This window comes from Streptomyces sp. NPDC058469 (assembly GCF_042721125.1).
GTDB lineage: Bacteria > Actinomycetota > Actinomycetes > Streptomycetales > Streptomycetaceae > Streptomyces.
Genome location: NZ_JBHXME010000105.1, coordinates 1 through 20,242 on the forward strand (window position 1 = coordinate 1; position 20,242 = coordinate 20,242).

General features: G+C 68.9%; 24 protein-coding genes and 1 tRNA gene. 22 read left to right on the forward strand and 3 right to left on the reverse strand.

Features of this window, described 5'->3' with window-relative positions; genetic code table 11:
* From ACFWP5_RS34450 to ACFWP5_RS34525, 16 genes are all read left to right on the forward strand, one after another.
* A partial coding sequence (locus ACFWP5_RS34450) for a DUF4097 family beta strand repeat-containing protein (RefSeq protein WP_384165695.1) occupies window positions 1-965 on the forward strand: 965 nt, incomplete at its 5' end.
* Between the two features lie 116 nt (window positions 966-1,081).
* On the forward strand, window positions 1,082-1,369 hold the full coding sequence (locus ACFWP5_RS34455; protein ID WP_384165807.1) for a hypothetical protein: 288 nt from the start codon (window positions 1,082-1,084) through the stop codon (window positions 1,367-1,369).
* Window positions 1,366-2,019, forward strand: coding sequence for a GGDEF domain-containing protein (locus tag ACFWP5_RS34460; RefSeq protein WP_384165698.1), 654 nt, complete (start codon window positions 1,366-1,368; stop codon window positions 2,017-2,019). The genes ACFWP5_RS34455 and ACFWP5_RS34460 overlap by 4 nt, the downstream gene beginning before the upstream one ends.
* Window positions 2,016-3,026 (forward strand): DUF2637 domain-containing protein, encoded by a 1,011-nt coding sequence (locus ACFWP5_RS34465; RefSeq protein ID WP_384165701.1) that lies wholly within the window; start codon window positions 2,016-2,018, stop codon window positions 3,024-3,026. The genes ACFWP5_RS34460 and ACFWP5_RS34465 overlap by 4 nt, the downstream gene beginning before the upstream one ends.
* Window positions 3,026-3,418, forward strand: a complete 393-nt coding sequence (locus tag ACFWP5_RS34470; protein ID WP_384165704.1) for an RRQRL motif-containing zinc-binding protein — start codon at window positions 3,026-3,028, stop codon at window positions 3,416-3,418. Before ACFWP5_RS34465 ends, ACFWP5_RS34470 begins: the two co-directional genes overlap by 1 nt.
* 13 nt (window positions 3,419-3,431) lie before the next feature.
* Window positions 3,432-3,749 (forward strand): hypothetical protein, encoded by a 318-nt coding sequence (locus ACFWP5_RS34475; RefSeq protein WP_384165707.1) that lies wholly within the window; start codon window positions 3,432-3,434, stop codon window positions 3,747-3,749.
* Window positions 3,750-3,878: 129 nt separating this feature from the next.
* The gene (locus ACFWP5_RS34480) at window positions 3,879-6,092 is read left to right on the forward strand and encodes a cell division protein FtsK (RefSeq protein ID WP_384165710.1); all 2,214 of its coding nucleotides are present in this window, start codon (window positions 3,879-3,881) and stop codon (window positions 6,090-6,092) included.
* A gap of 141 nt (window positions 6,093-6,233) precedes the next feature.
* Window positions 6,234-6,515, forward strand: a complete 282-nt coding sequence (locus tag ACFWP5_RS34485) for a hypothetical protein (protein WP_384165713.1) — start codon at window positions 6,234-6,236, stop codon at window positions 6,513-6,515.
* Window positions 6,516-6,518: 3 nt separating this feature from the next.
* Complete coding sequence (locus ACFWP5_RS34490; protein ID WP_384165716.1) at window positions 6,519-6,707, forward strand: hypothetical protein; 189 nt, start codon at window positions 6,519-6,521, stop codon at window positions 6,705-6,707.
* Between the two features lie 11 nt (window positions 6,708-6,718).
* The gene (locus ACFWP5_RS34495; protein WP_384165719.1) at window positions 6,719-7,321 is read left to right on the forward strand and encodes a hypothetical protein; all 603 of its coding nucleotides are present in this window, start codon (window positions 6,719-6,721) and stop codon (window positions 7,319-7,321) included.
* Entirely contained in the window at window positions 7,318-7,791 is a 474-nt protein-coding gene (locus ACFWP5_RS34500) for a hypothetical protein (protein WP_384165722.1), read from the forward strand. Before ACFWP5_RS34495 ends, ACFWP5_RS34500 begins: the two co-directional genes overlap by 4 nt.
* Window positions 7,792-7,977: 186 nt before the next feature.
* Window positions 7,978-8,847, forward strand: a complete 870-nt coding sequence (locus ACFWP5_RS34505) for a bifunctional DNA primase/polymerase (RefSeq protein WP_384165725.1) — start codon at window positions 7,978-7,980, stop codon at window positions 8,845-8,847.
* Between the two features lie 20 nt (window positions 8,848-8,867).
* Window positions 8,868-9,182, forward strand: a complete 315-nt coding sequence (locus ACFWP5_RS34510; RefSeq protein ID WP_384165728.1) for a hypothetical protein — start codon at window positions 8,868-8,870, stop codon at window positions 9,180-9,182.
* Window positions 9,179-10,741, forward strand: coding sequence for a YfjI family protein (locus ACFWP5_RS34515; protein ID WP_384165731.1), 1,563 nt, complete (start codon window positions 9,179-9,181; stop codon window positions 10,739-10,741). Before ACFWP5_RS34510 ends, ACFWP5_RS34515 begins: the two co-directional genes overlap by 4 nt.
* Before the next feature lie 339 nt (window positions 10,742-11,080).
* Window positions 11,081-11,308, forward strand: a complete 228-nt coding sequence (locus tag ACFWP5_RS34520; RefSeq protein WP_384165734.1) for an excisionase family DNA-binding protein — start codon at window positions 11,081-11,083, stop codon at window positions 11,306-11,308.
* A gap of 85 nt (window positions 11,309-11,393) precedes the next feature.
* Complete coding sequence (locus tag ACFWP5_RS34525; protein ID WP_384165737.1) at window positions 11,394-12,653, forward strand: tyrosine-type recombinase/integrase; 1,260 nt, start codon at window positions 11,394-11,396, stop codon at window positions 12,651-12,653.
* 110 nt (window positions 12,654-12,763) lie between these two features.
* Here ACFWP5_RS34525 and ACFWP5_RS34530 read toward each other — a convergent pair whose 3' ends face one another.
* Together ACFWP5_RS34530 and ACFWP5_RS34535 are read right to left on the reverse strand one after the other, a co-directional pair.
* A complete protein-coding gene (locus tag ACFWP5_RS34530; RefSeq protein ID WP_384165740.1) occupies window positions 12,764-13,555 on the reverse strand; it encodes a hypothetical protein in 792 nt (263 codons plus the stop codon).
* A 204-nt stretch (window positions 13,556-13,759) separates the two neighbouring features.
* Window positions 13,760-13,831: transfer RNA gene (locus tag ACFWP5_RS34535), tRNA-Cys, on the reverse strand.
* Window positions 13,832-14,038: 207 nt separating this feature from the next.
* On the opposite strand from ACFWP5_RS34535, the gene ACFWP5_RS34540 reads away from it, so the two are divergent.
* The 6 genes from ACFWP5_RS34540 (at window position 14,039) to ACFWP5_RS34565 (ending at window position 20,051) form a co-directional block, all read left to right on the forward strand.
* The gene (locus tag ACFWP5_RS34540) at window positions 14,039-15,508 is read left to right on the forward strand and encodes an MFS transporter (protein WP_384165743.1); all 1,470 of its coding nucleotides are present in this window, start codon (window positions 14,039-14,041) and stop codon (window positions 15,506-15,508) included.
* Window positions 15,509-15,555: 47 nt separating this feature from the next.
* Window positions 15,556-15,753: a CopG family transcriptional regulator gene (locus ACFWP5_RS34545; RefSeq protein ID WP_384165810.1), complete on the forward strand. Its 198-nt coding sequence runs from the start codon at window positions 15,556-15,558 to the stop codon at window positions 15,751-15,753.
* A complete protein-coding gene (locus ACFWP5_RS34550) occupies window positions 15,754-16,140 on the forward strand; it encodes a type II toxin-antitoxin system death-on-curing family toxin (protein ID WP_384165746.1) in 387 nt (128 codons plus the stop codon).
* Window positions 16,141-16,258: 118 nt separating this feature from the next.
* Window positions 16,259-18,067: a DEAD/DEAH box helicase gene (locus ACFWP5_RS34555; protein WP_384165749.1), complete on the forward strand. Its 1,809-nt coding sequence runs from the start codon at window positions 16,259-16,261 to the stop codon at window positions 18,065-18,067.
* Between the two features lie 482 nt (window positions 18,068-18,549).
* Complete coding sequence (locus tag ACFWP5_RS34560; RefSeq protein ID WP_033286087.1) at window positions 18,550-19,191, forward strand: IclR family transcriptional regulator; 642 nt, start codon at window positions 18,550-18,552, stop codon at window positions 19,189-19,191.
* 65 nt (window positions 19,192-19,256) lie between these two features.
* Window positions 19,257-20,051 (forward strand): S16 family serine protease, encoded by a 795-nt coding sequence (locus tag ACFWP5_RS34565; protein WP_384165753.1) that lies wholly within the window; start codon window positions 19,257-19,259, stop codon window positions 20,049-20,051.
* Here ACFWP5_RS34565 and ACFWP5_RS34570 read toward each other — a convergent pair.
* The gene (locus tag ACFWP5_RS34570; protein ID WP_384165756.1) at window positions 20,048-20,239 is read right to left on the reverse strand and encodes a hypothetical protein; all 192 of its coding nucleotides are present in this window, start codon (window positions 20,237-20,239) and stop codon (window positions 20,048-20,050) included. The two genes, ACFWP5_RS34565 and ACFWP5_RS34570, sit on opposite strands and share 4 nt — an antisense overlap.
* Window positions 20,240-20,242 lie beyond the last annotated feature (3 nt).

Consider the following 20,242-nt stretch of genomic DNA (forward strand, 5'->3'; position numbering starts at 1 on the left):
TGCCGCGCATCGCCGCCGGCGACTGTCTCCCGACCATCGCCGTCACCGAACCGGAGTCGGGCGGCCATGTGCTGGGGATGGGCAGCACCGCCGTCGGACAAGGACAGCCCGCCGCGCCGGTCTCCATCCCGACGCAGTCAAGGAGTTCTTCCATGACCGAGCGCATGATCCCCGTGGCCGCTTTCGGCCCGATCGCCCTGGCCCTGACGATGAACGCCGGCACCATCCGCGTCGTCGTCGACCCGATGCTGAAGCAAGCGCAGGTAGTACTGAAGACCGAGGCCACCTCGGGCCCGTCGGCCGACGCGATCCGCGACACCGCCGTCAGCCTCACCGGGCAAAACCTCACGGTCCGGGTCCCGGATGTGGCTGGCGGCACGGGTGGCAGCACCACGATCAGCGTGGGCGGCAACACCATGACGTTCTCCGGCGGCAGCGGCGTACAGATCGTGGGCGGCAACGTCCACATCAGCGGCCACGGTGGCGGCAAGGTCTTCATCAACGGCCGCGAGGTCACCCCCACCGGCCCGACCGGCGACGCGGTCACCCCGATCACCGCTGAGTTCCGCCTGCCCGCCCGCTCCGAGGCGCTGATCAGCACGCACACCGCGCAGACCATCGTCACGGGCGAGCTGGCGCGGCTGGAGTACGACGGCACCTCCGGTGCCCTGACGGCTGAGCGCGTCGGTGACCTGGACGCCACGGTCACCAGCGGCAGCGTCATCGTCGGCGACGTGACCGGCTCGCTGGACGTGAACCTGACCTCCGGCCACCTCGGTATCGGCGCCTACAGCGGCACGGACGCGCGGCTGAACCTCACCTCCGGCAACGTCCGGATGGCCGCCACCTCGCAGGCCACCGGCCGTCTCACGGTCAGCGCCACCTCGGGGTGCGCGCGCATCACGGGTGCCTCGCACCTGAACGTCCGCCGTCGGGTGACCAGCGGCTACGTCCAGATCGGCTAGCCCTCGCCGTCACCACCTTCTAACCCCACCTCGCGGGGCGGTCGGCCTCCCGGACAAGGACAGCCGACCGCCCCGCGCCTTCCCGACGTAGCAATGAGGAGAGATCCACCATGAGCATGCGCACCTACGTCGCCGGCCAAGAGGCCTACGGCGACTCGGAGTTCGCGGAACTGGCGCTCGGTACCCCGGTTGAGCTGTGGCTCGGGGTCGAGGGCGAGAGTGACGAAGAGCGCGCGGCCCGTGAGGACGCGGCGCGCGACATCCTCGCCGACAACCCGAGCTTTCCCGACGACCTGGTCCGCATGGCTGCGCAGGTCATCGAGGAGAACCCGGACCTGTTCCACGTCGTCGCCCTGGTCCGCCCCGCCCGCCGGCGCACCGCGCGTAAGGGGGTTGCGGCATGAGTGAGCTGCTGTTTGCCGCGGCGTCGGGTGTGCCGATGGCGGCCGGTTGGTCGCTGCACGCGCTGCGTCTGCGTCGCCGTATCGAGTCCGCGCGGCGTGACCCGTTGACGGGTCTGTTCACCCGTGACGCGTTCGCTGAGCGTGCCCGGAAGGTGCTGGCGGGCGGTCGCAGCGCGGTCTACGTCATCGACCTCAACAGGTTCAAAGACATCAACGACTCCCACGGGCATGCTGCCGGGGACGCGGTCATCGCGGCCACCGGCCGGCGGCTCGCGGAATGGGCCGACATCAACGCGGGCATCGTGGTGCGCCTGGGTGGCGACGAGTTCGCCGCGGTCGCCCGTGTGTACAGCCTGGCTGATCTGTCGTGGACGTTGGGCGAGTTGACCCGCGCCATCGAGCAGCCGGTCACCGTCGACGGCCGCCCCCTCACGGTGGGCGCCTCCGTCGGCGCGGTCGCCTACGACCCGCGCACCGACGATGTGGATCTGTCGACGCTGCTGCGGTTGGCGGATGAGCAGATGTACGCGGCCAAGCGCTCGGGTGCTGACTGGCTCACCGCCCTGGACTTGACCTTGCAGAGCGGGACGGTCCACGGCCGTCGCGCCGGCCGCTCGGGTACGCACGGTGGGACGGGGGCCGCGGCATGACCACCACAACGTCCCCCTCCTCCGAGGCGCCCGCGTCCGGAGTGCCGCCGCTGACGAAGCCCGAGTTGGGGCTTGCCGGTGTCGGTGCGTTCGGCGCGGCCGGTGTCGGCGCGCTCGGTCTGATCTCCTCTTTCGACGCGGTGTCGGCTGCCGCGGCGAGTTGGGGGTTCTCCGCTCCGTGGATGCTGCCGGTCGGGATCGACGTGTCCATCCCGGTGTTCACCGTCGCCAACCTCCTGCTTATCCGAATGGACATGGCGCTTGCGTGGGTGCGGTTCGTGCCCTGGGTGCTGACGCTGATCACGTGTGGGTTGAACATCGCGGCCGGACACTCGCTGTCGGCGAAGGTCGCGCACGGCACGATGCCGCTGCTGTGGGTGGTGTTTTCCGAGATCGGTGCGCACGTCTACGCCGTACGGATCGGCGCTGCCACCGGCCGCCGCATGGAGAAGATCCGGTTCTCCCGCTGGCTGTTGGCGTTCCCGTCCACGTTCGCGCTGTGGCGCCGGATGACGCTGTGGGAGATCACCTCCTACAGCGAGGCGCTGGCGCGGGAGAAGGAACGGCAGTTGGCCCGCGCGGACCTGCGCGAGACCTACGGCCGCAAGTGGAGGACCAGGACCCCGCGGCGCGAGCGCGTGATGCTGCGCATGGGCGAACTCGCCCCCGCCACTGAAGAAACCACCCCCGCGCCGAACCCGGTAGAGACTTCGCCGGCGCCCCCGGTCGACGCCAAGCCCCGTCCTCGCCGACAGACCAGCGTCAAGGCCAATGGCAAGGCGAAGGGGCAGCGCACCTTCGAGGTGCTGCTGAGCGAGGCGCGCACGGCCACCGCACTGTGGCCGGATGCCGAGTTGACCGCGGACCGCATCCGCACCGCGGTGCGCTGCTCGGCAAGCAACGCGCGCAGCCTGCGCGATGCGTTGAAGGCTGAGCGTGCTGAGGGCCGTCCGCTGCACTCCGTGGACGCTGCGGAGGGCGAGGCGTCCGGGGCTGAGGCCGCCTGATGCCCGGGTCGTTCGGCAAGTGCTATGACCCCTCCGGCGCTCAGTTCGGGATCCCTACCTACCCGTGGCGCTACGCCCCCGACGGGCTGGCCACGCGCCGTCAACTGCGGGCCCGTGGCCTGCGTCCGGGCGGTCAGCCGGTCGTGGCGCAGGTCTTACGGCCGCGCTACCGGCGCGGCCCGCTGGTCGCCTATCTCTACCGCCTCGACTGCGCCAAGCCGGTCCGGCCGATGACGCCCGGCAAACGGGCCGCGCTCGCCAAGGCGATGTGCGCCCGCCGCACCTGCCCGGCCTGCCGCACGGATGCGGGATACGTCATCCCCAGCTCGCTCGGCATGTGCGTGCCCTGCGCCTACCCCGACACCCCCACCGCCCCAACTGCCGCTCCCTGAAGGGGGATTGACCATGGGTAAGCCCAACACGAGCCGTCTGGACCGCGAGATCCGGCTCACCACCCGCAAGCTCGAAGCCGTCCGCAATCAGGAGATGTGGCCGCTGACCGGTGCCGAGCGCCGCGCGGTCCTCGGGGCTCTGGCCGGCGGCTCGTTCCGGGTCGTGCGCGGTAAGAGCACGACGCGCGCCAAACGCAAGCTGGAAGCCCTGTGGACGTCGGTGCAGACCCGGCTGAGCGGCGAGATCACCGCGTTGCAGAACGAGCGGCAGCGGATCGTGAACGAGGCCGCCGCGGCCAAGGCCGCCAAGAAGTCCTCGGGCTGGTGGTGACCGCGCCATCGACGCGCGCCCACACCACTGCCTGAACATCCCCGCGCCACCATCCGGCGGGGTCCGGTCGCCCACCTCCTACAGCGACGGCCGGACCCCGCCTTTCGTCCCTTGGAAGGAACTGCTCAAGTGAACCAGCCCGACGACAACGAACTGTTCCACCGGCTCGAAGCCGAGATGACCGACTCCGGGGCCGAGGTAGTCGACCTGGGCAAGGCCCGATCCGCCCGTGACGGGTCGGCCGCCCCGACTGGCGACCCGCTGCCCGACTCCCGCCCGACCAAGTCGGGTAGCGAGTCGGCCGATTCGGATGACGAGGAGTCGGGCGACTCGGTCGCCCGACCGGTCGACCGGCCCGACCTTCCGGCGCCGGGTATCACGACCTACAAGCGTCGGCCGATCCTGCCGACGTGGCTCACCTCGAAGCCGGGGTTCGTGGCCACCACACAGCGGGCGACCGCCAACGCGTTCTACGCCACCGCCTTCCACGGCATCCGCACCCCCTGGTACGCGTTGCAGCTCACCCTCAACGCCCCCAGCGGTGCAGCCCGTTTCGTGGGGGACACCAACCGGTGGGTGTGGGATGCCGAGGGCGCCCCGCTGCGCGCCTACGAGGTCTACAAGGAGAACACCGCCGAGTACCTGAAGCTCTCGCGTCAGCGGGACGGGCGGGTGCGGCTGCGGGTCCTGGTGACGACCGTGGCGCTCATCTTCGGCAGCGCGTTTGCGCTGACCCTGTACGTGATGGCTCCGGGCTGGCTGATGGCGCTGGCCTGCGCCGCGGTGCTGGTCGCCGGGTTCTGGGGGTCCCCGCAGGATCATCCTGTGATCGGGCCTGCGGTGCTGAAGACCGAGATCCAGAAGCTCACCGGTCCGATCGTGCTGCGCGCGCTGGACAACATCGGCAACCCGAAGCTGACGGCCGCCATCAAGAAGGGCGGTGACATGAACGGGATGCGCTTCACCTCCGAGATCACCCGTGATGGCCCCGGCTACCGCGCCGATCTCGATCTGCCCTGGGGTGTGACCCCGGAGGACATCATGGAGGCGCGCAAGCCGCTCGCGTCGGGTCTGCGCCGCAAGGTCGGCTGCGTGTGGCCGTCGGCCGACCCCGACGAGCACGAGGGCCGGCTGATTCTGTGGGTGGGTGACAAGCCCATGAACGAGACCACCAAGCCCGCGTGGCCGCTGCTGAAGTCGGGCAGCGTGGACCTGTTCAAGCCGGTCGTGTTCGGCAACGACCAGCGCATGCGCGACGTCGCCGTGACCCTCATGTTCGCGAGTGTGGTGGTCGGGTCCATCCCGCGGATGGGCAAGACGTTCCTGATGCGCCTGTTCCTGCTCATCGCCGCATTGGACCCGCGGGCGGCGCTGTATGCGTTCGACTTCAAGGGCACCGGCGACTTCGGCGCCCTGGAGCCGGTCTGCCACCGCTACCGCGCCGGCGACGAGGACGAAGACATCCTCTACGTCCTCCAAGCCTTGCGGGAGCTGCGCGCCGAACTGCGCCGTAGGGCGAAGGTCATCAAGTCCCTGCCGCGCACGCGCTGCCCGGAGTCGAAGGTCACCCCGGAACTGGCGAACGACAAGGCGCTCGGTCTGCACCCGATCGTCGCCGGGTTCGACGAGTGCCAAGTGCCCTTCGAGCACGAGAAGTACGGTGCGGAAATCGAGGAGATCGCCACCGACCTGGGTAAACGTGGTCCTGCCCTGGGCATGGTGACCCTGTTCGGTACGCAGCGGCCGGACGCGAAGTCGCTGCCCACCGGCATCTCAGCGAACGCTGTGCTGCGGTTCTGCCTCAAGGTCATGGGCCAGCCCGCCAACGACATGGTCCTCGGCACGTCGATGTACAAGGCGGGATACCGGGCAACGATGTTCTCCCGCACCGACCGCGGTATCTGCTGGATGGCCGGTGAGGGCGATGACCCGCGCATCGTCGCGTCCGCGTTCGTCGACGCAGTCGGCGCCGAGAAGGTCGTCGCCCGCGCCCGCACGATGCGCGAGGCCTACGGCAACATCACCGGCCACGCCATCGGCGAGCAGCCCGAGAGCGGCGAGGCCTCTTACGACCTGCTCGCCGACATCCTGCGCGTCGTTGCGGCCGACGAGGACAAGGTGTGGAACGAGAAGGTCGCCGCCCGCCTCGCCGCGCTGCGCCCGGAGGTCTACGGCGGGTGGAAGCCGGAGACGGTCACCACCAACCTGCGCCCGCACGGCATCACCGCGCAGGACGTGTGGGGCACCACCGACAAGGGCAAGGGCACCACCCGCCGCGGCATCGCCCGCGCCGACATCACCACCGCCATCACCCAGCGTGACGGAAAGCGGTCCGGGGACTGACCGCGCACGGGTGCTAGGTCTAGCAGCCTCCGCTGCTAGACCTAGCACCCCTTCTAGCACCCCATACCGGCCCTGATCAGGAACCTCGCATCTAGCACCCGACCTGCGAGAACGCCGGAAATCCCGCCTGGAAGGCACCCCGTGACCCTCCTTCTCCTTGCTAGCGCCTGCCTACTCGCCATCACTCTCTGTTACGTCAGTCTGTGTCGGTCGAGTCCGTACGGCGACTGCCGCAAGTGCCGCGGCTTCGGCTTCGCGCTGAAGACCGACCGCAAGGGCCGCCTCAAGCGCGGCAAGCCGTGCCGCCGCTGCAAGGGCCACGGCAAACGCATACGCGTCGGCCGCCACCTCTACAACCTCTGGCTGCACGTCTACCGCGACGGCAGCGACACCCCCGCCACAACACCTGCCCCGAAGGGATAACCGATGGCCGTCACCGTCTCCCTGGTCGCCCTGTTCGGCCTGGTCCTGTTCTTCCTGCTCCGCTCCCGGACGCTCGGCTACGGCGCCGCGTTCATCGCCGTGATGTTCGGCTTCTTCCTCGCCTCCACCGGCGCCTCCACACCCATCAACCAACTCGCCCGCGCCGTCATCGACGCGCTGCCGAACCTGTGAGGAGCACGGCCGTGAACGAACCCATCGTCGCCCGCCACTGGCTGGCCATCGTGGCGCCCAAGGCCGCGCCCGCCGTCGCCACGACCACCGTGCTCGCGCTGGCCCGGATCTGGAACGCCAACGGCGCCGAACACTCCGTCGGCAACGCCGCGCTGATGACCGTGTTGTCCGCCGGGGCCGCCGCCGCGGGCGTGGCCGCGGGCAACAGCACCGGAGACTCCGTGCTCGCCGGAACCGCGTTCGCCGCCTCCGGAGCACTCGCCTTCGCGGGCGTGGCCGGATACGCGGACGGGCTTCCGCTGCCGCTGCTGCTGTGGTCTCTGGCCACCGCCGGCGCCTACGCACTCGCCGCCCGCTACTGGCGCACCGACCGCCGCGAGACGGTCGCGTACGAGCGGCACATGAGCAACCGGCGCGAGGAGTACGCCCACATCGAGCGCGTCGAAACCCTGCACGCCACCACACAGATCGAGGTGGCCCGCACCGGCGCGGCCTACGCCGAACAGCTCGCGCAGGCACTCGTCACCCGCGCCACCCTGCCCGGCTTCGATCCCACCGCCCTGGAAGCCGCGGGCCTGCCCCAACTCCCCACCGCTGAAAGGAAGTTCGTATGAGCTTCGAGATTCGCGTCATCTGCTCACCGGCCGACATGGTTCGCATCTCCACAGTGCTCGGCAAGGCCTTCCAGACCGGCCTGTTCCGCTCCGTCTCCACCCGGGACGGACAGAGCCGACGGCTGTACGTCACCGCCGACCACCACCTCGCCCCGGAGTCGTGGACCACACCGGAAGCGGCGTACGCGCTCGCCCCGAGCATCATCAGTGAGATTGGCTGGACGTTCCGCACCGTCGCCGCCCGCGAGTGCTTCACGCAGATGGATCGGGAGTACTACCTGCGCAAAGCCGCGCTGCTGGATCGCATTGCCCTGCTGGACGAGCCCGACGAGCCGCACGGCGACGCCACCGAGACCGCAGAGGCCGCCGCCCTGTATCTGCTCGACACGGACCGCGCGCCGACGCATGCGGCCAAGAACCCGCGCGGCTACGTCCGCCATGAGTACGCCCGTTGGGCCAAGACCAACTAGCTACGCCCGAGGGCGGCGGCACTCCCGGACAAGGACAGCCCACCGCCCTCGGTCTCCGTATCCCGACGTAGCAGAACAGGAGACCTACAGCATGACCCAACTGCACGTATTCGGCGAGGGCCGCATGGCCCCTGCCACTCGAACGGGGCGGCCCTTTTCCCGGCCGCGTCTGCTGGGGACGGCATCGTGATCGCACACCTGAGGATCGCGCTGTACCTGGCCACGGCCGCTGTGCCGGTGCTGCCGCTGCGGGACGGGAAGGTGCCGTTCGGCAACTGCCGTGCGTGCGCGAAGAACGCGTGCGGTGGGCGGCCGAACATGAAGCGCGCCGGCACTTGCCGCTGCACCGCTCCCTGCCACGCCTGGGCCGCTGCGACTACCGACCGCGCCGTCGTCACCTCGCCCCTGTGGGTGGCGGCATGGGAGCGGGCCGTGTGCGTCGGCTATCACCCTGGCGGGGCGGGGCTGACTGTGGTGGACCTCGACAATGCGGCGGCCGTTGCGTGGGCCCGTGAAGTCCTGCCCGCGACCCGGATTGTGCTGACGACGCGTGGTCAGCACTGGGTCTATCTGGGCGTCATGCCGTCGCACAACGCGGTGCGCCCGGGTGTGGACGTCAAGTCGCTTATGTCGTACGCCCGTTGGCTCGGTCCCGGCACTGGCCTTATGACGGACCTGCCGGACGCCGTGCGCGCCCTCGCGGTGAAGGAAGAGACCACCTCGCCCCGCGCGGGGGTGGTCTCTTCCCTTCCGGGGCACGCCACTTGGGACCGGAGCGTTGCCACCGGGTGCCGCCACACCGAAAGGTACGTCCGCACCGGCCTGGAACGCGGCCTCGCCCTCGTACGGGCCCGCACCGAATCCGGTGCGGGATCACAGGCGTTCGGGGTGGCTCGGTTCCTGGCCTCCCAGCACGCGCACTGTCCTGGACCGTGCGGACTGGACGCGATCGGGGAAGAGATCGTGGCCGCCGCCGTCCTGGTCGGTGTCCCCGAGGCCTACGCCCGCCGCGCGGTCGCCAACGGCCGTGAGACGGCTTCGGGGCGCGCGGCGTGAACAAAGCATCCCGTACCCCTATGAAAGGCCGTCAGGGCGCCGTACAGGGCCCGCCCCTGGCGGTCGTAGGCGGCCGAAAGGACGTCGCCGAAGGCGTCCGCACTGCTGTTGGCCCTGACCCGCAGAGCGACGACGGCCGCCGCCCGGTGGCGTGGCTGTACATCACCGCGCCTCCGGACTGGAAGGTCACTCCCTCCGGCCGCTCATGGTGCACCTGTGGCCACGACCAGCACGCGATCGGCCGCGCTGCCGTCATCGTGCTTCTGAAGATCCATGCCCAACACCGCACGCTGTGCCCGCTGTTGAACCCTCTCGAAGGGAGGGCCGTCTCATGACTCCACAGCCTGTGGACAGTCCCGACCTGTGGGTCGGACTGCCCACCCTGGAAGACCCGCCCGGCGAGGACGACGCGGCACCGGACGTGTGGGAAGACCCCATTCCTCTCACCGGCCGCCGCGAGCGACCCGCGTTTCCCGCCCACGTCTTCCCCGCCTGGCTGGGGGAGTTCGTGGCGGCCGTCGCGGAAGAGACGCAGACCCCGGCGGACCTCGCCGGATCGATCGCCCTCGCCGTGCTCGCCACGGCGGCCGGCGGCCGGTCGGTGGTCCACGTGCGCGGCAACTGGCGTGAGCCCACCAACCTCTTCACCGTGGTGGCCCTCCCGCCCGGCAACCGCAAGACCGCCGTCTTCACCCTGCTCACCAACCCCCTGTACGAGGCGGAGAAACAGCTTCAGGCGGCCATGAAGCCCATGATCGTGGAAGCGGAGCTGACGGCGCGGCTGGCCAAGGAAGCGGCCGACAAGGCCACCGCCAAGGCCGCATCCGCCGACGGCGACAAGCGCGACGAGATGGTGGCCACCGCCATCGGCCTCGCGCAGACCGCCGACACCCTCACCGTGCCAGCCGAACCCCTGCTGTTGGCAGACGACTGCACACCCGAGACGGTCACCTCGCTCATCGCGGAACAGGGCGGCCGGTTGTCGGTGATGAGCGATGAGGGCGGAATCTTCGACATCATCGCCGGCCGCTACTCCGGCAGTCCCAACATGGAGGTCTTCCTCAAAGGCCATGCCGGGGGTCGCCTGCGGGTGAACCGGCAGACCCGCCGCGAGTACGTCGACGCCCCCGCCCTGACCATGGGTTTGGCCGTTCAGCCCGATGTGCTGGTGGACATGGGGAAGATCAAGGGCGGGAAGGGGCGCGGCCTGTTGGGCCGCTTCCTGTACTCGCTGCCGGTGTCGACGGTCGGCGAGCGGAAGGTCATCACCGATCCGGTTCCCGAGCAGACGGCCGCCACCTACACCGCGAGGGTCATCGACCTCACCCTGTCCCTCGCGGGGTGGACCGACCCGGCTCTCATCCAGCTCACCCCCGAGGCGGACGCGGCCCTGATCGCCTATCAGCAACGGGTCGAACCGCGACTCAAGGCGCGCGGCGGGGCGCTGGGTCACATCACCGACTGGGCCGGGAAACTGGTCGGAGCGACCGCCCGCATGGCCGCGTTGCTGCACCTCGCCGAACACGGCGGCAACGGCTACGCCCACCCGGTGACCGGGGCCACCATGAACGCGGCCATCGAGCTGGGGGAGTACTACACCGCCCATGCCCTCGCCGTGTTCGACGCCATGGGCGCCGACCCGGTCGTCGGCAGGGCCCGCAGCGTGCTGGAAGCGCTGAGGGACAACGGGTGGGAGGACGTCAGCCGACGAGACCTCTTCACCGTCCTGTCCCGCAGCGAGGTCCCCACCGTCGCCGACCTCGAACCCGCCCTCGCACTGCTCGAAGAGCACGGATACGTGCGCTCCTACCAACCCGAGAAGACCGGCAAGCGTGGACGCCCCCCAGCACCCCGCCTCTTGGCCCACCCCGCCCTGCGCCATGGCGGCCGGTGACCCGCCGTCGCCCTCAACCCCTCCCGCACAAACCGCAAAATCCGCAATAACCACCGCACACCCCGCTGACCTGCGACGGGACCCCTGCCCCATCCCGGCCAGGGGCCCGTCGCGCAATCCCGCGATATTCCGCAAAAAACCGAGCACCACCCCAGCAGCCGGGGACCGGCCGTCGGCCGCCCCTGATTTTTGCGGAATATCGCGGGTTTCTGCGGAGCACCACCCACCACCACCCGCGCACCACAACACCGCAGGTCAGTGACCCTCCCCGTTATTTCTGCGGATTTTGCGGTTTGTGCGGCGGCACCTGTCCCTGAACCAGCCTCACAGGAGTGAGCCATGGACGAACGCGAGACCCCCGACATTCCCGCCGACGACGACCCGACCCTCGTCTTCCTCACCGTCAAAGAGGCTGCCCGCCGACTCCGCATCGGCCGGACCACGTGCTTCGGGCTCATCCGTACCGGAGAACTGGAGTCCGTCATGGTCGGTGGACTTCGCCGGGTCCCGATCGATGCGCCGGCCGAGTACGCGACCCGTCTCCGCACCGCCCAACGCGCCGCTTGACGACGCCCGGGGCGGCGGCACTCCCGGACAGGACAGCCCGCCGCCCCGGTCTCCATCCCGACACGCAAGAAACAGGAGTCTGCCTGTGGCAGAGGACAAGAAGCGCACCCGACAGCCGAACGGCCGAAGCTCGATCTACTTCGGCAAGGACGGTAGATGGCACGGCCGCGTCACCGTGGGCGTACGCGACGACGGCACGCCGGACCGCCGCCATGTCGAGCGCAAGACCAAGACCGAGGTAGCGGAGGCTGTCCGAGAGCTGGAGAAGCAGCGGGATGCCAAGACCGTGCGGAAGCCCGGCAAGGCGTGGACGGTCAAGGCGTGGCTGACCCACTGGATTGAGAACGTCGCGCCCCTCGCCGTGAACGACAACACGATGGTCGGGTACCGCGTGGCCGTCCGGAAGCACCTCATTCCAGGCTTGGGCGCCCACCGTCTCGACAGACTCAAGCCCGAACACATCGAGGTGTTCTACGCCAAGATGCAGGCCAACGGCAGCAAGCCCGCGACCGCTCACCAGGTGCACCGCACCTTCCGGACCGCGCTCAATGAGGCGGTGCGGCGCGGGCATCTCGGCAAGAACCCTGTGCAGTTGGCCAAGGCGCCCAAGACGGGGGATCACGAGGTGGAGCCCTACACCGTCCAAGAGGTACAGCGGCTGTTGAAGGCAGCTGAACAACACCGCAACTCCGCGCGGTGGGCCGTCGCCCTCGCTCTCGGACTTCGCCAAGGGGAGGTGCTGGGACTGAAGTGGGATGACGTGGATCTTGCCGGTGGGTTCCTAGTTGTTCGCCGTAGTCGTCATCGGCCTCAGTACGCCCACGGATGCCCCGAATCCTGTGGACGCAAGGCCGCCGGGTACTGCCCGCAGAAGCGACGGATCAACCCGGAGTTGTCCGTCACCAAGTCACGCGCTGGCCGCCGGGCGGTAGGCCTCCCTGAACAACTCGTTGACCTACTCCGTGCGCACCTCAAAGCGCAGGAGGCGGAGCGGGAAGCGGCCGGCAAGAGCTGGGAACAGAACGGCTTGGTCTTCCCGGATGAGCACGGCCGTAGCCCGTCCCACCGTAGGGACTGGAGTGAGTGGAAAGCGTTGCTGACAAAGGCAAAGGTCCGCGACGGGCGACTGCACGACGCGCGTCACACGGCTGCCACGGTTCTACTCATCCTCGGTGTTCCGGAGCGGGCCGTCATGGGCCTCATGGGATGGTCGACCACAGCCATGGCGGCCCGCTATCAACACATGGTGGACGCCGTGCGGACGGACATTGCGAAGCAGGTGGACGGTCTGATCTGGAAGCCCGAGACGGACCGGCCGGATGATAACGACGCCACTGCACGTTAATCAGCGTTCCTGCTGACCACGAGCCTGAAGAATTCCATGGCATCTGACCTCGTCGGATGTCATGGAATTCTGCCGGTCTTGGGATCCGGTTCTAGGCCCGATCATTTCTGTCACGCGTCAGCGTTAAGTATTGCGATTCCCAAGGCTTCGCGAGCCACGTTTGACAAGTAGTCTGGAGTGATTTTTTCGACAATCGCGATAGCGTCAAGTGCGCAATCTTTGGCTTCACCGCGAAGCAATTTTCCGTATTCTGACGTCTGGACTGGATCGTTCGAATAACCGTTTCCTTTAAGGTGGACTAGGGCATCGCGCATCTTGCGAAGGCGCTGGAATTTCGCCCAGTAGACGGTACCTTTTATGGATTTCTGGCCGGTGGCTAGGGGGGCGACCCTGTCAAGCTTTTCTGGGGTTGATAGGCGGAGTGCCATATCTTGCTTCCCTAGCTTGACTGTTTCGCCTTTTGCGTTCTCCTTGTCTAGTGTGGCCTCCTCGGGAAGCTTGCCGACTAGGTCGTTTAGCAGCGCTTCTACTGCTGCGTAGGCAAGCAGAACGGCGCTGACCATTTCGGAAAAGCAGTCAAAGGCTAGCTCCTGATTCTTGATGGTCCGATCGCCAGACGAGTTGACGCGCACATCGGCCAGAGTTCGATTTCGGAGCCTCTCGCCTCTATCCGAATGTCGCTTCGATTCGACGAGATAGAAGGCGACAAAATTTGGTGAAGGGAAGTGAACTATTGTTCCGTCGTCCAGGGCTACTGGTTGAACGAGGGCGACGAGCGAGCCGGCTGGGTGGGCGTGCTCCAAGACTCCACCGGCGGGGGTGTCCTGGGCTAGGAAGGTGTGTTGCAGCCTCGGGTCCGGGCGGCTCTGGCGCTTCCTCTGGCTGCGGCTCTTAGATGCCATGGTTCATAGTGAAGAGCCCGTCGGATACAGCACAACTGCTTTGCGGCACTCCACCTGCCCCGAAGCCCATCACCGACCGGGAGTGCACTCAGCGCCGTGCATGTCCCGTCGCGACCAACTGAGACGGGAACTGAGACGGATGACCAAATGGGCGGCATCCCTGCGGGGGTGCCGCCCATTTGTTTTGCCTGGTCAGGCATCCAGAGGCCGTGGCGGGAATCGAACCCGCGTAACTCGCTTTGCAGGCGAGTCCCTGAACCACTCGGGCACACGGCCGTGTTTGGTGAGTTGACCGTAGGGCCGGGTGAGGGGCCCGGGCAAGGGGGCCAGGGGTGGTGCAACGGGACTGCCATACGCCGTTCATGAACGGGGGAGCGGTACCCCGGTCGCCCCGGAGGACCCCTGGTCGTACGACCAAGGTCTCACCCGCAGACCATCCTCCGACAGGGGTCAACCCGCCCCGTGGACCTTACGCTGGCGGGCATGACCGTCCTTGGACCTCGTGACGCCGACGTCACCGATACCGCCCCTGACCTGGCCGACGAGTGTGGTGACTCCGTGTTGGGGCGGTCGCATCGGGCGCTCAGTGTGGGGATCGTGTCCGTTGTTCTGCTGATCGCCTTTGAGGCCACGGCAGTTGGGACCGCGATGCCTGTTGCCGCTCGGGAGCTGGGCGGGGTGTCCTTGTACGCGTTCGCGTTCTCCGGGTACTTCACGACCAGTCTCTTCGGGATGGTGTTCGCCGGGCAGTGGTCGGATCGGCGGGGGCCGCTCGGGGCGTTGACCACCGGGATCGGGGCCTTTGCCGCCGGGCTGGTGGTCGCGGGGACCGCGCAGGTCATGTGGGTGTTCATCCTGGGACGGGCCGTGCAGGGGCTGGGGGGTGGGCTGGTCATTGTCGCTCTGTATGTCGTCGTCGGGCGGGCGTACTCGGAGCGGTTGCGGCCCGCCATCATGGCCGCGTTCGCCGCGAGTTGGGTCGTCCCGTCCGTTGTCGGGCCGCTTGCCTCCGGTGCGGTGACTGAACACCTGGGCTGGCGTTGGGTGTTCGTCGGGATTCCGGTGCTCGTGGTGTTTCCGCTCGCCCTCGCCCTTCCTCAGATACGGCGGCGGGCCGCCGGGCCCGTTTCCACGCAGGACAACTCACCCGAGGCCCCCGGGTCCCCCGTCCCCTTCGACCGCCGTCGCATTCGCCTCGCCCTCGGGATCTCCCTCGGCGCCGGGCTCTTTCAGTACGCCGCTCAGGATCTGCGGTGGTTCTCCCTTCTCCCGGCCGCCGCCGGCGTCGCGCTGCTCGTGCCCGCCGTGCTCGGATTGTTGCCGCGCGGTACGTATCGGGCGGCGCGTGGGCTGCCCTCGGTCGTGTTGCTGCGCGGGGTGGCCGCCGGGTCGTTCATCTCGGCCGAGTCCTTCGTGCCGTTGATGCTCGTCACGCAGCGGGGGCTGTCGCCGACCTTGGCCGGGTTCTCGCTCGCGGCAGGGGGTGGGACGTGGGCGCTCGGGTCCTGGGTGCAGTCCCGGGCGCGGGTCGAGCCGTATCGGGAACGGCTGATGACGGTCGGGATGGTGCTGGTCGCCGCCGCCATCGCCGGGGCGCCGAGCGTCCTCATCCATGCCGTGCCCGTGTGGATCGTCGCCGTCGCGTGGGCGTTCGGGTGTTTCGGGATGGGGCTGGTGATCTCCTCCACCAGCGTGCTGCTGCTCCAGCTGTCCGCCCCGGCGGAGGCCGGTGCGAACTCCGCCGCGCTGCAGATCTCCGACGGGCTGTCCAACGTCGTGCTGCTCTCCGTCGGCGGGGCCGCGTTCGGGGCGCTCGGCGGTGGCACGGTGGGGCATGCGGTCGGCTCGGCGAGTGGTGGGTCGCATCCGGGGGCGTTCGCCGCAGTGTTTCTGCCGATGGCGGGGGTGGCGTTGGTGGGGGCGTGGGTGACTACGCGGGTGAGGGTCGTCTGATTTCGGTACCATAGTGGCCCCATGGATGGTACCGTACTGGTATGGCTATGAACCTTCGTCTACGCGACGATCAGCAGGAGGCGCTCAAGCTGCGTGCCGATGAGGAGGGGCGCAGTATGCACGCCATAGTGCTTCAGGCGATCGATCGATACCTGGAGCAGGAGGCGGACCGGGCGACAGTTCGTCGGCTCGGGGCCAAGTATGCGGCAGGCCACGCCGACCTGCTGCGGAGGCTGGGGGAATAGGTGAAGTACCTCACGGTCCAGGAGGTCCTGGACCTAGCGGAGCTGGCTTGCGGGGAGCAGACCCAGATTGCGGTACGCGACCTGGGGCTGCTCAGCTCGGCCGTCCACCGTCCCCAGTCGCAGATGTTCGGCGTCGAGGCGTATACCGACCTCTTCGAGAAGGCTGCGGCGCTACTCCAGTCGCTTGCCGTGAACCATCCTCTGGTGGACGGCAACAAACGCATGGCGTGGATGTCCACGGTCGTTTTCCTCGACTTCAACGGTACGGAGATGCTCGACATCGATCAGGACGAGGCGTACAAACTCGTCATCGAGGTGGCGGCGGGCAGTCTGGAAGACGTAAGGCTGATCGCCCTGCGCTTGCGGGCCCTGCACGAGGCGATGTGACGTCAGTCCCATCCCCCGTGGCCCCGGCGTAGTCCGCACGTTGACACCACCGGCCCGCCGGTAGGGTGGCCCGGTTGTCATACGTAGCCGAGCCGCCCTACTCCCGAACCCGGAGACCGTGACTACTACCGCCGCCTCCTCGTCCGCTTCCGCCTCCTCCCACCACCTCTCTCCCGCCTTCCCGGGCCGCGCCCCCTGGGGCACCGCCAGCAAGCTGCGGGCCTGGCAGGAGGGGGCGATGGAGAGGTATCTCCAGGAGCAGCCGCGGGACTTCCTCGCGGTCGCGACCCCCGGTGCCGGCAAGACGACCTTCGCGCTCACCCTCGCCTCCTGGCTGCTGCACCACCATGTCGTGCAGCAGGTGACCGTGGTCGCGCCGACCGAGCACCTGAAGAAGCAGTGGGCGGAAGCGGCCGCGCGGATAGGGATCAAACTCGACCCGGAGTACAGCGCCGGGCCGCTCGGCAAGGACTACCAGGGCGTCGCCGTCACCTATGCCGGCGTCGGCGTACGGCCGATGCTGCACCGCAACCGCGTCGAGCAGCGCAAGACGCTGGTCATCCTCGACGAGATCCACCACGCCGGTGACTCCAAGTCCTGGGGCGAGGCGTGCCTGGAGGCCTTCGAGCCGGCCACGCGGCGGCTCGCGCTGACCGGTACGCCGTTCCGGTCCGACACCAATCCCATTCCCTTCGTGACGTACGAAGAAGGGAACGACGGGATTCGGCGGTCCTCCGCCGACTACACCTACGGTTACGGCTCCGCGCTGTCCGACGGGGTCGTGCGGCCCGTCATCTTCCTCTCCTACAGCGGCAACATGCGCTGGCGGACGAAGGCGGGTGACGAGATCGCCGCGCGGCTCGGCGAGCCCATGACCAAGGACGCGATCAGCCAGGCCTGGCGCACCGCCCTCGATCCGCGCGGCGAGTGGATGCCGAGCGTGCTGCGCGCCGCCGACCAGCGGCTGACCGAGGTCAGGAAGGGCATCCCGGACGCGGGCGCCCTCGTCATCGCGACCGACCAGGAACAGGCGCGCGCCTACGCCAAGTTGATCCGCGACATCACCGGTACCAAGGCGACCGTCGTGCTGTCCGACGAGGCGGCGGCCTCCGACCGGATCGACTCGTTCAGCGCCGGCAACGACCGGTGGATGGTCGCCGTCCGCATGGTGTCGGAAGGCGTCGACGTGCCGCGGCTCGCCGTCGGGGTGTACGCCACCACCATCTCCACCCCTCTCTTCTTCGCCCAGGCCGTCGGCCGCTTCGTGCGGTCCCGGCGGCGCGGCGAGACCGCATCCGTCTTCCTGCCGACCGTCCCCGACCTCCTCACCTTCGCCAACGAGATGGAGGTCGAGCGCGACCACGCCCTCGACAAGCCGAAGAAGGAGGGCGAGGAGGACCCGTACGCCGAGTCCGAGAAGGAGATGGAGGAGGCGAACAAGGAGCAGGACGAGGACACCGGCGAGCAGGAGCAGTTCGCCTTCGAGGCCCTGGAGTCGGAGGCCGTCTTCGACCGGGTGCTCTACGACGGCGCCGAGTTCGGCATGCAGGCGCACCCGGGGAGCGAGGAGGAGCAGGACTACCTCGGTATCCCCGGACTCCTCGAACCCGACCAGGTGCAGATGCTGCTCCAGAAGCGGCAGGCCCGGCAGATCGCGCACAGCCGCAAGAAGCCGGACGGGGAAGCCGACCTGCTGGAGCTGCCCGCCGAGCGGCGGCCCGTCGTCTCGCACAAGGAGATGATGGAGCTGAGGAAACAGCTCAACACCATGGTCTCCGCGTACGTCCACCAGACCGGCAAACCGCACGGCGTCATCCACACCGAGCTGCGCCGCACCTGCGGCGGCCCGCCGAGCGCCGAGGCCACGGCCGGGCAGCTACGGCAGCGGATCGCGAAGGTCCAGGAATGGGCCACGCGCATGCACTGACCCACCCGGTACCCCGTTCCCGCCCCCGGCACCCGGCGCACCCACCCCGTTCCCGTTCCCGGCACCCGGCGCACCCACCCGGCCCCCGCACCGGGCACCCGGCTCTCCCACCCGGTTGACCTGCACGACGGATGCGCCGCTGACCCGCACGACGGACGTGCCGCCGACCCGCACATCTGTACGGAGAATGTGCAGAGATGACCCGCAGGTCAGGACATATCGACATGAAGGGAATCGGTCCGGACCAGTCGGTGACCGGATTCTGGACGGAGACTTCCGCTCAGCGAACCGCCTTCGCTAGTGTCCCGCTACGCACACGCCCCGTGGCAGCGCCGCCGCGGAGCGCAGCCGTGAAGCGACTGGGCCCGGACACGCCGGGCCACCTCGCCGATCGGCGGCCTCTGAAGCGCGTCACTGACGGGACTCGGTGACGCATCCGTCGCTAGGGGGCCGCCGACCTCACCACCTAAGGAGTGGGCGTCGTGACCGCGGAGACCTCCCAGACGCTCGACCGGGGACTGCGCGTCCTCAAACTGCTGGCCGATACGGACCACGGGCTGACCGTCACCGAACTGTCCAACAAACTCGGCGTCAACCGGACCGTCGTGTACCGGTTGCTGGCCACCCTCGAACAGCACGCACTCGTACGCCGTGATCTGGGCGGCCGGGCCCGCGTCGGGCTCGGGGTGCTGCGGCTCGGCCGCCAGGTGCATCCCCTCGTACGGGAGGCAGCGCTGCCCGCGCTGCGGTCGCTGGCCGAGGACATCGGGGCGACCGCTCACCTCACCCTGGTCGACGGGGCGGACGCCCTCGCCGTCGCGGTGGTCGAGCCGACCTGGACCGACTACCACGTGGCCTACCGCGCCGGCTTCCGCCACCCCCTGGACCGGGGCGCCGCCGGCCGCGCGATCCTCGCCGCCCGGCACCAGGCCGCGGACGAACCCGGATACACCTTGACGCACGGCGAGTTGGAGGCCGGGGCGAGTGGTGCCGCCGCGCCGCTGCTGGGTGTCACAGGGGTCGAGGGCAGCGTCGGCGTGGTGATGCTGGCCGACGCGGTGCCCGAGCGGGTGGGGCCACGGGTCGTCGACGCGGCGCGCGAGGTCGCCGAAGCGCTGCGCTGAGGCCGTTTTGGGGTGTGGGGTGACCGGCGCCTGGCCGGAAGTGGCCGTCGCGTTAGATTGATCCCGTGCTCCTCTCTCGCCTCACGCGCCCCCAGGCCGTAGCCGTCTGCGCCCTGCCCGTCGTGGCACTGCTCGCCACGGCGGGCTTCGCGCCGCTGCCGTTCTCGCTGGCGCAGCCCGGTCTGACCGCGAACGTGCTCGGCGAGAACAAGGGCACCCCGGTGATCACGATCTCCGGGTCGCCGGTGCGCACGACGAGCGGTCAGTTGCGCATGACGACGATCGAAGCGACCGGACCCGATCAACATGTCTCGTTGAGCGATGTGATCGACAGCTGGTTCCGTACCGATCGAGCGGTCATGCCGCGTGACTCGGTCTACCCGAGCGGCAACACCGTCAAGGAGATCGAGCAGCACAACACGCAGCAGATGCAGGAGTCGCAGGACGACGCGACCACGGCCGCGCTCAACTACCTGAATCTCAGCGACAAGAAGGTCAAGGTCACGCTGAAGCTGGCGGATGTCGGCGGCCCCAGCGCGGGTCTGCTGTTCACCCTGGGGATCATCGACAAGCTGAAGGGCGACGGCGCGGGGGGCGACCTCACGGGCGGTCGCACCATCGCCGGTACGGGGACGATCGGCACCGACGGCACGGTGGGCGCGGTCGGGGGAGTGGCCCTCAAGACACAGGCCGCGCGACGTGACGGGGCGACGGTGTTCCTGGTGCCGAAGGCCGAGTGCTCGGACGCCAAGTCGGAACTCCCCAAGGGGCTACGACTGGTCGCGGTGACCTCGCTGAAGGGCGCGGTGAGCGCGCTGGAGGCGCTGGAGACGGGTAAGGGCTCGGTACCGGGCTGCTAGGCCATCGCCGGCTTCGTGCCGTTCGGCGCGGCGGCCAGCCGCAGACCCAGTTCTACGAGGGTCCAGCCGAGGCGGGTGCGGAGTTCGTGCGGGGGCTTGGCCGCGGCGGCGAGGCGGTGGGCCTCGGCCTGGGCCTGGAGTTCGGCGGCGCGGGCGTGGTGCAGCGCGAGGTAGGTCTCGGGGTGCATCGC

Excerpts from the sequence above, each read along its gene's own strand:
- ACFWP5_RS34490 (WP_384165716.1), top strand. The coding sequence starts at position 6,519 with ATGGCCGTCACCGTCTCCCTGGTCGCCCTGTTCGGCCTGGTCCTGTTC.
- ACFWP5_RS34460 (WP_384165698.1), top strand. The coding sequence starts at position 1,366 with ATGAGTGAGCTGCTGTTTGCCGCGGCGTCGGGTGTGCCGATGGCGGCC.
- ACFWP5_RS34570 (WP_384165756.1), bottom strand. The coding sequence starts at position 20,239 with ATGCACCCCGAGACCTACCTCGCGCTGCACCACGCCCGCGCCGCCGAA.
- ACFWP5_RS34510 (WP_384165728.1), top strand. The coding sequence starts at position 8,868 with ATGAAAGGCCGTCAGGGCGCCGTACAGGGCCCGCCCCTGGCGGTCGTA.
- ACFWP5_RS34515 (WP_384165731.1), top strand. The coding sequence starts at position 9,179 with ATGACTCCACAGCCTGTGGACAGTCCCGACCTGTGGGTCGGACTGCCC.
- ACFWP5_RS34540 (WP_384165743.1), top strand. The coding sequence starts at position 14,039 with ATGACCGTCCTTGGACCTCGTGACGCCGACGTCACCGATACCGCCCCT.
- ACFWP5_RS34500 (WP_384165722.1), top strand. The coding sequence starts at position 7,318 with ATGAGCTTCGAGATTCGCGTCATCTGCTCACCGGCCGACATGGTTCGC.
- ACFWP5_RS34530 (WP_384165740.1), bottom strand. The coding sequence starts at position 13,555 with ATGGCATCTAAGAGCCGCAGCCAGAGGAAGCGCCAGAGCCGCCCGGAC.
- ACFWP5_RS34520 (WP_384165734.1), top strand. The coding sequence starts at position 11,081 with ATGGACGAACGCGAGACCCCCGACATTCCCGCCGACGACGACCCGACC.
- ACFWP5_RS34475 (WP_384165707.1), top strand. The coding sequence starts at position 3,432 with ATGGGTAAGCCCAACACGAGCCGTCTGGACCGCGAGATCCGGCTCACC.
- ACFWP5_RS34470 (WP_384165704.1), top strand. The coding sequence starts at position 3,026 with ATGCCCGGGTCGTTCGGCAAGTGCTATGACCCCTCCGGCGCTCAGTTC.
- ACFWP5_RS34545 (WP_384165810.1), top strand. The coding sequence starts at position 15,556 with ATGAACCTTCGTCTACGCGACGATCAGCAGGAGGCGCTCAAGCTGCGT.
- ACFWP5_RS34465 (WP_384165701.1), top strand. The coding sequence starts at position 2,016 with ATGACCACCACAACGTCCCCCTCCTCCGAGGCGCCCGCGTCCGGAGTG.
- ACFWP5_RS34455 (WP_384165807.1), top strand. The coding sequence starts at position 1,082 with ATGCGCACCTACGTCGCCGGCCAAGAGGCCTACGGCGACTCGGAGTTC.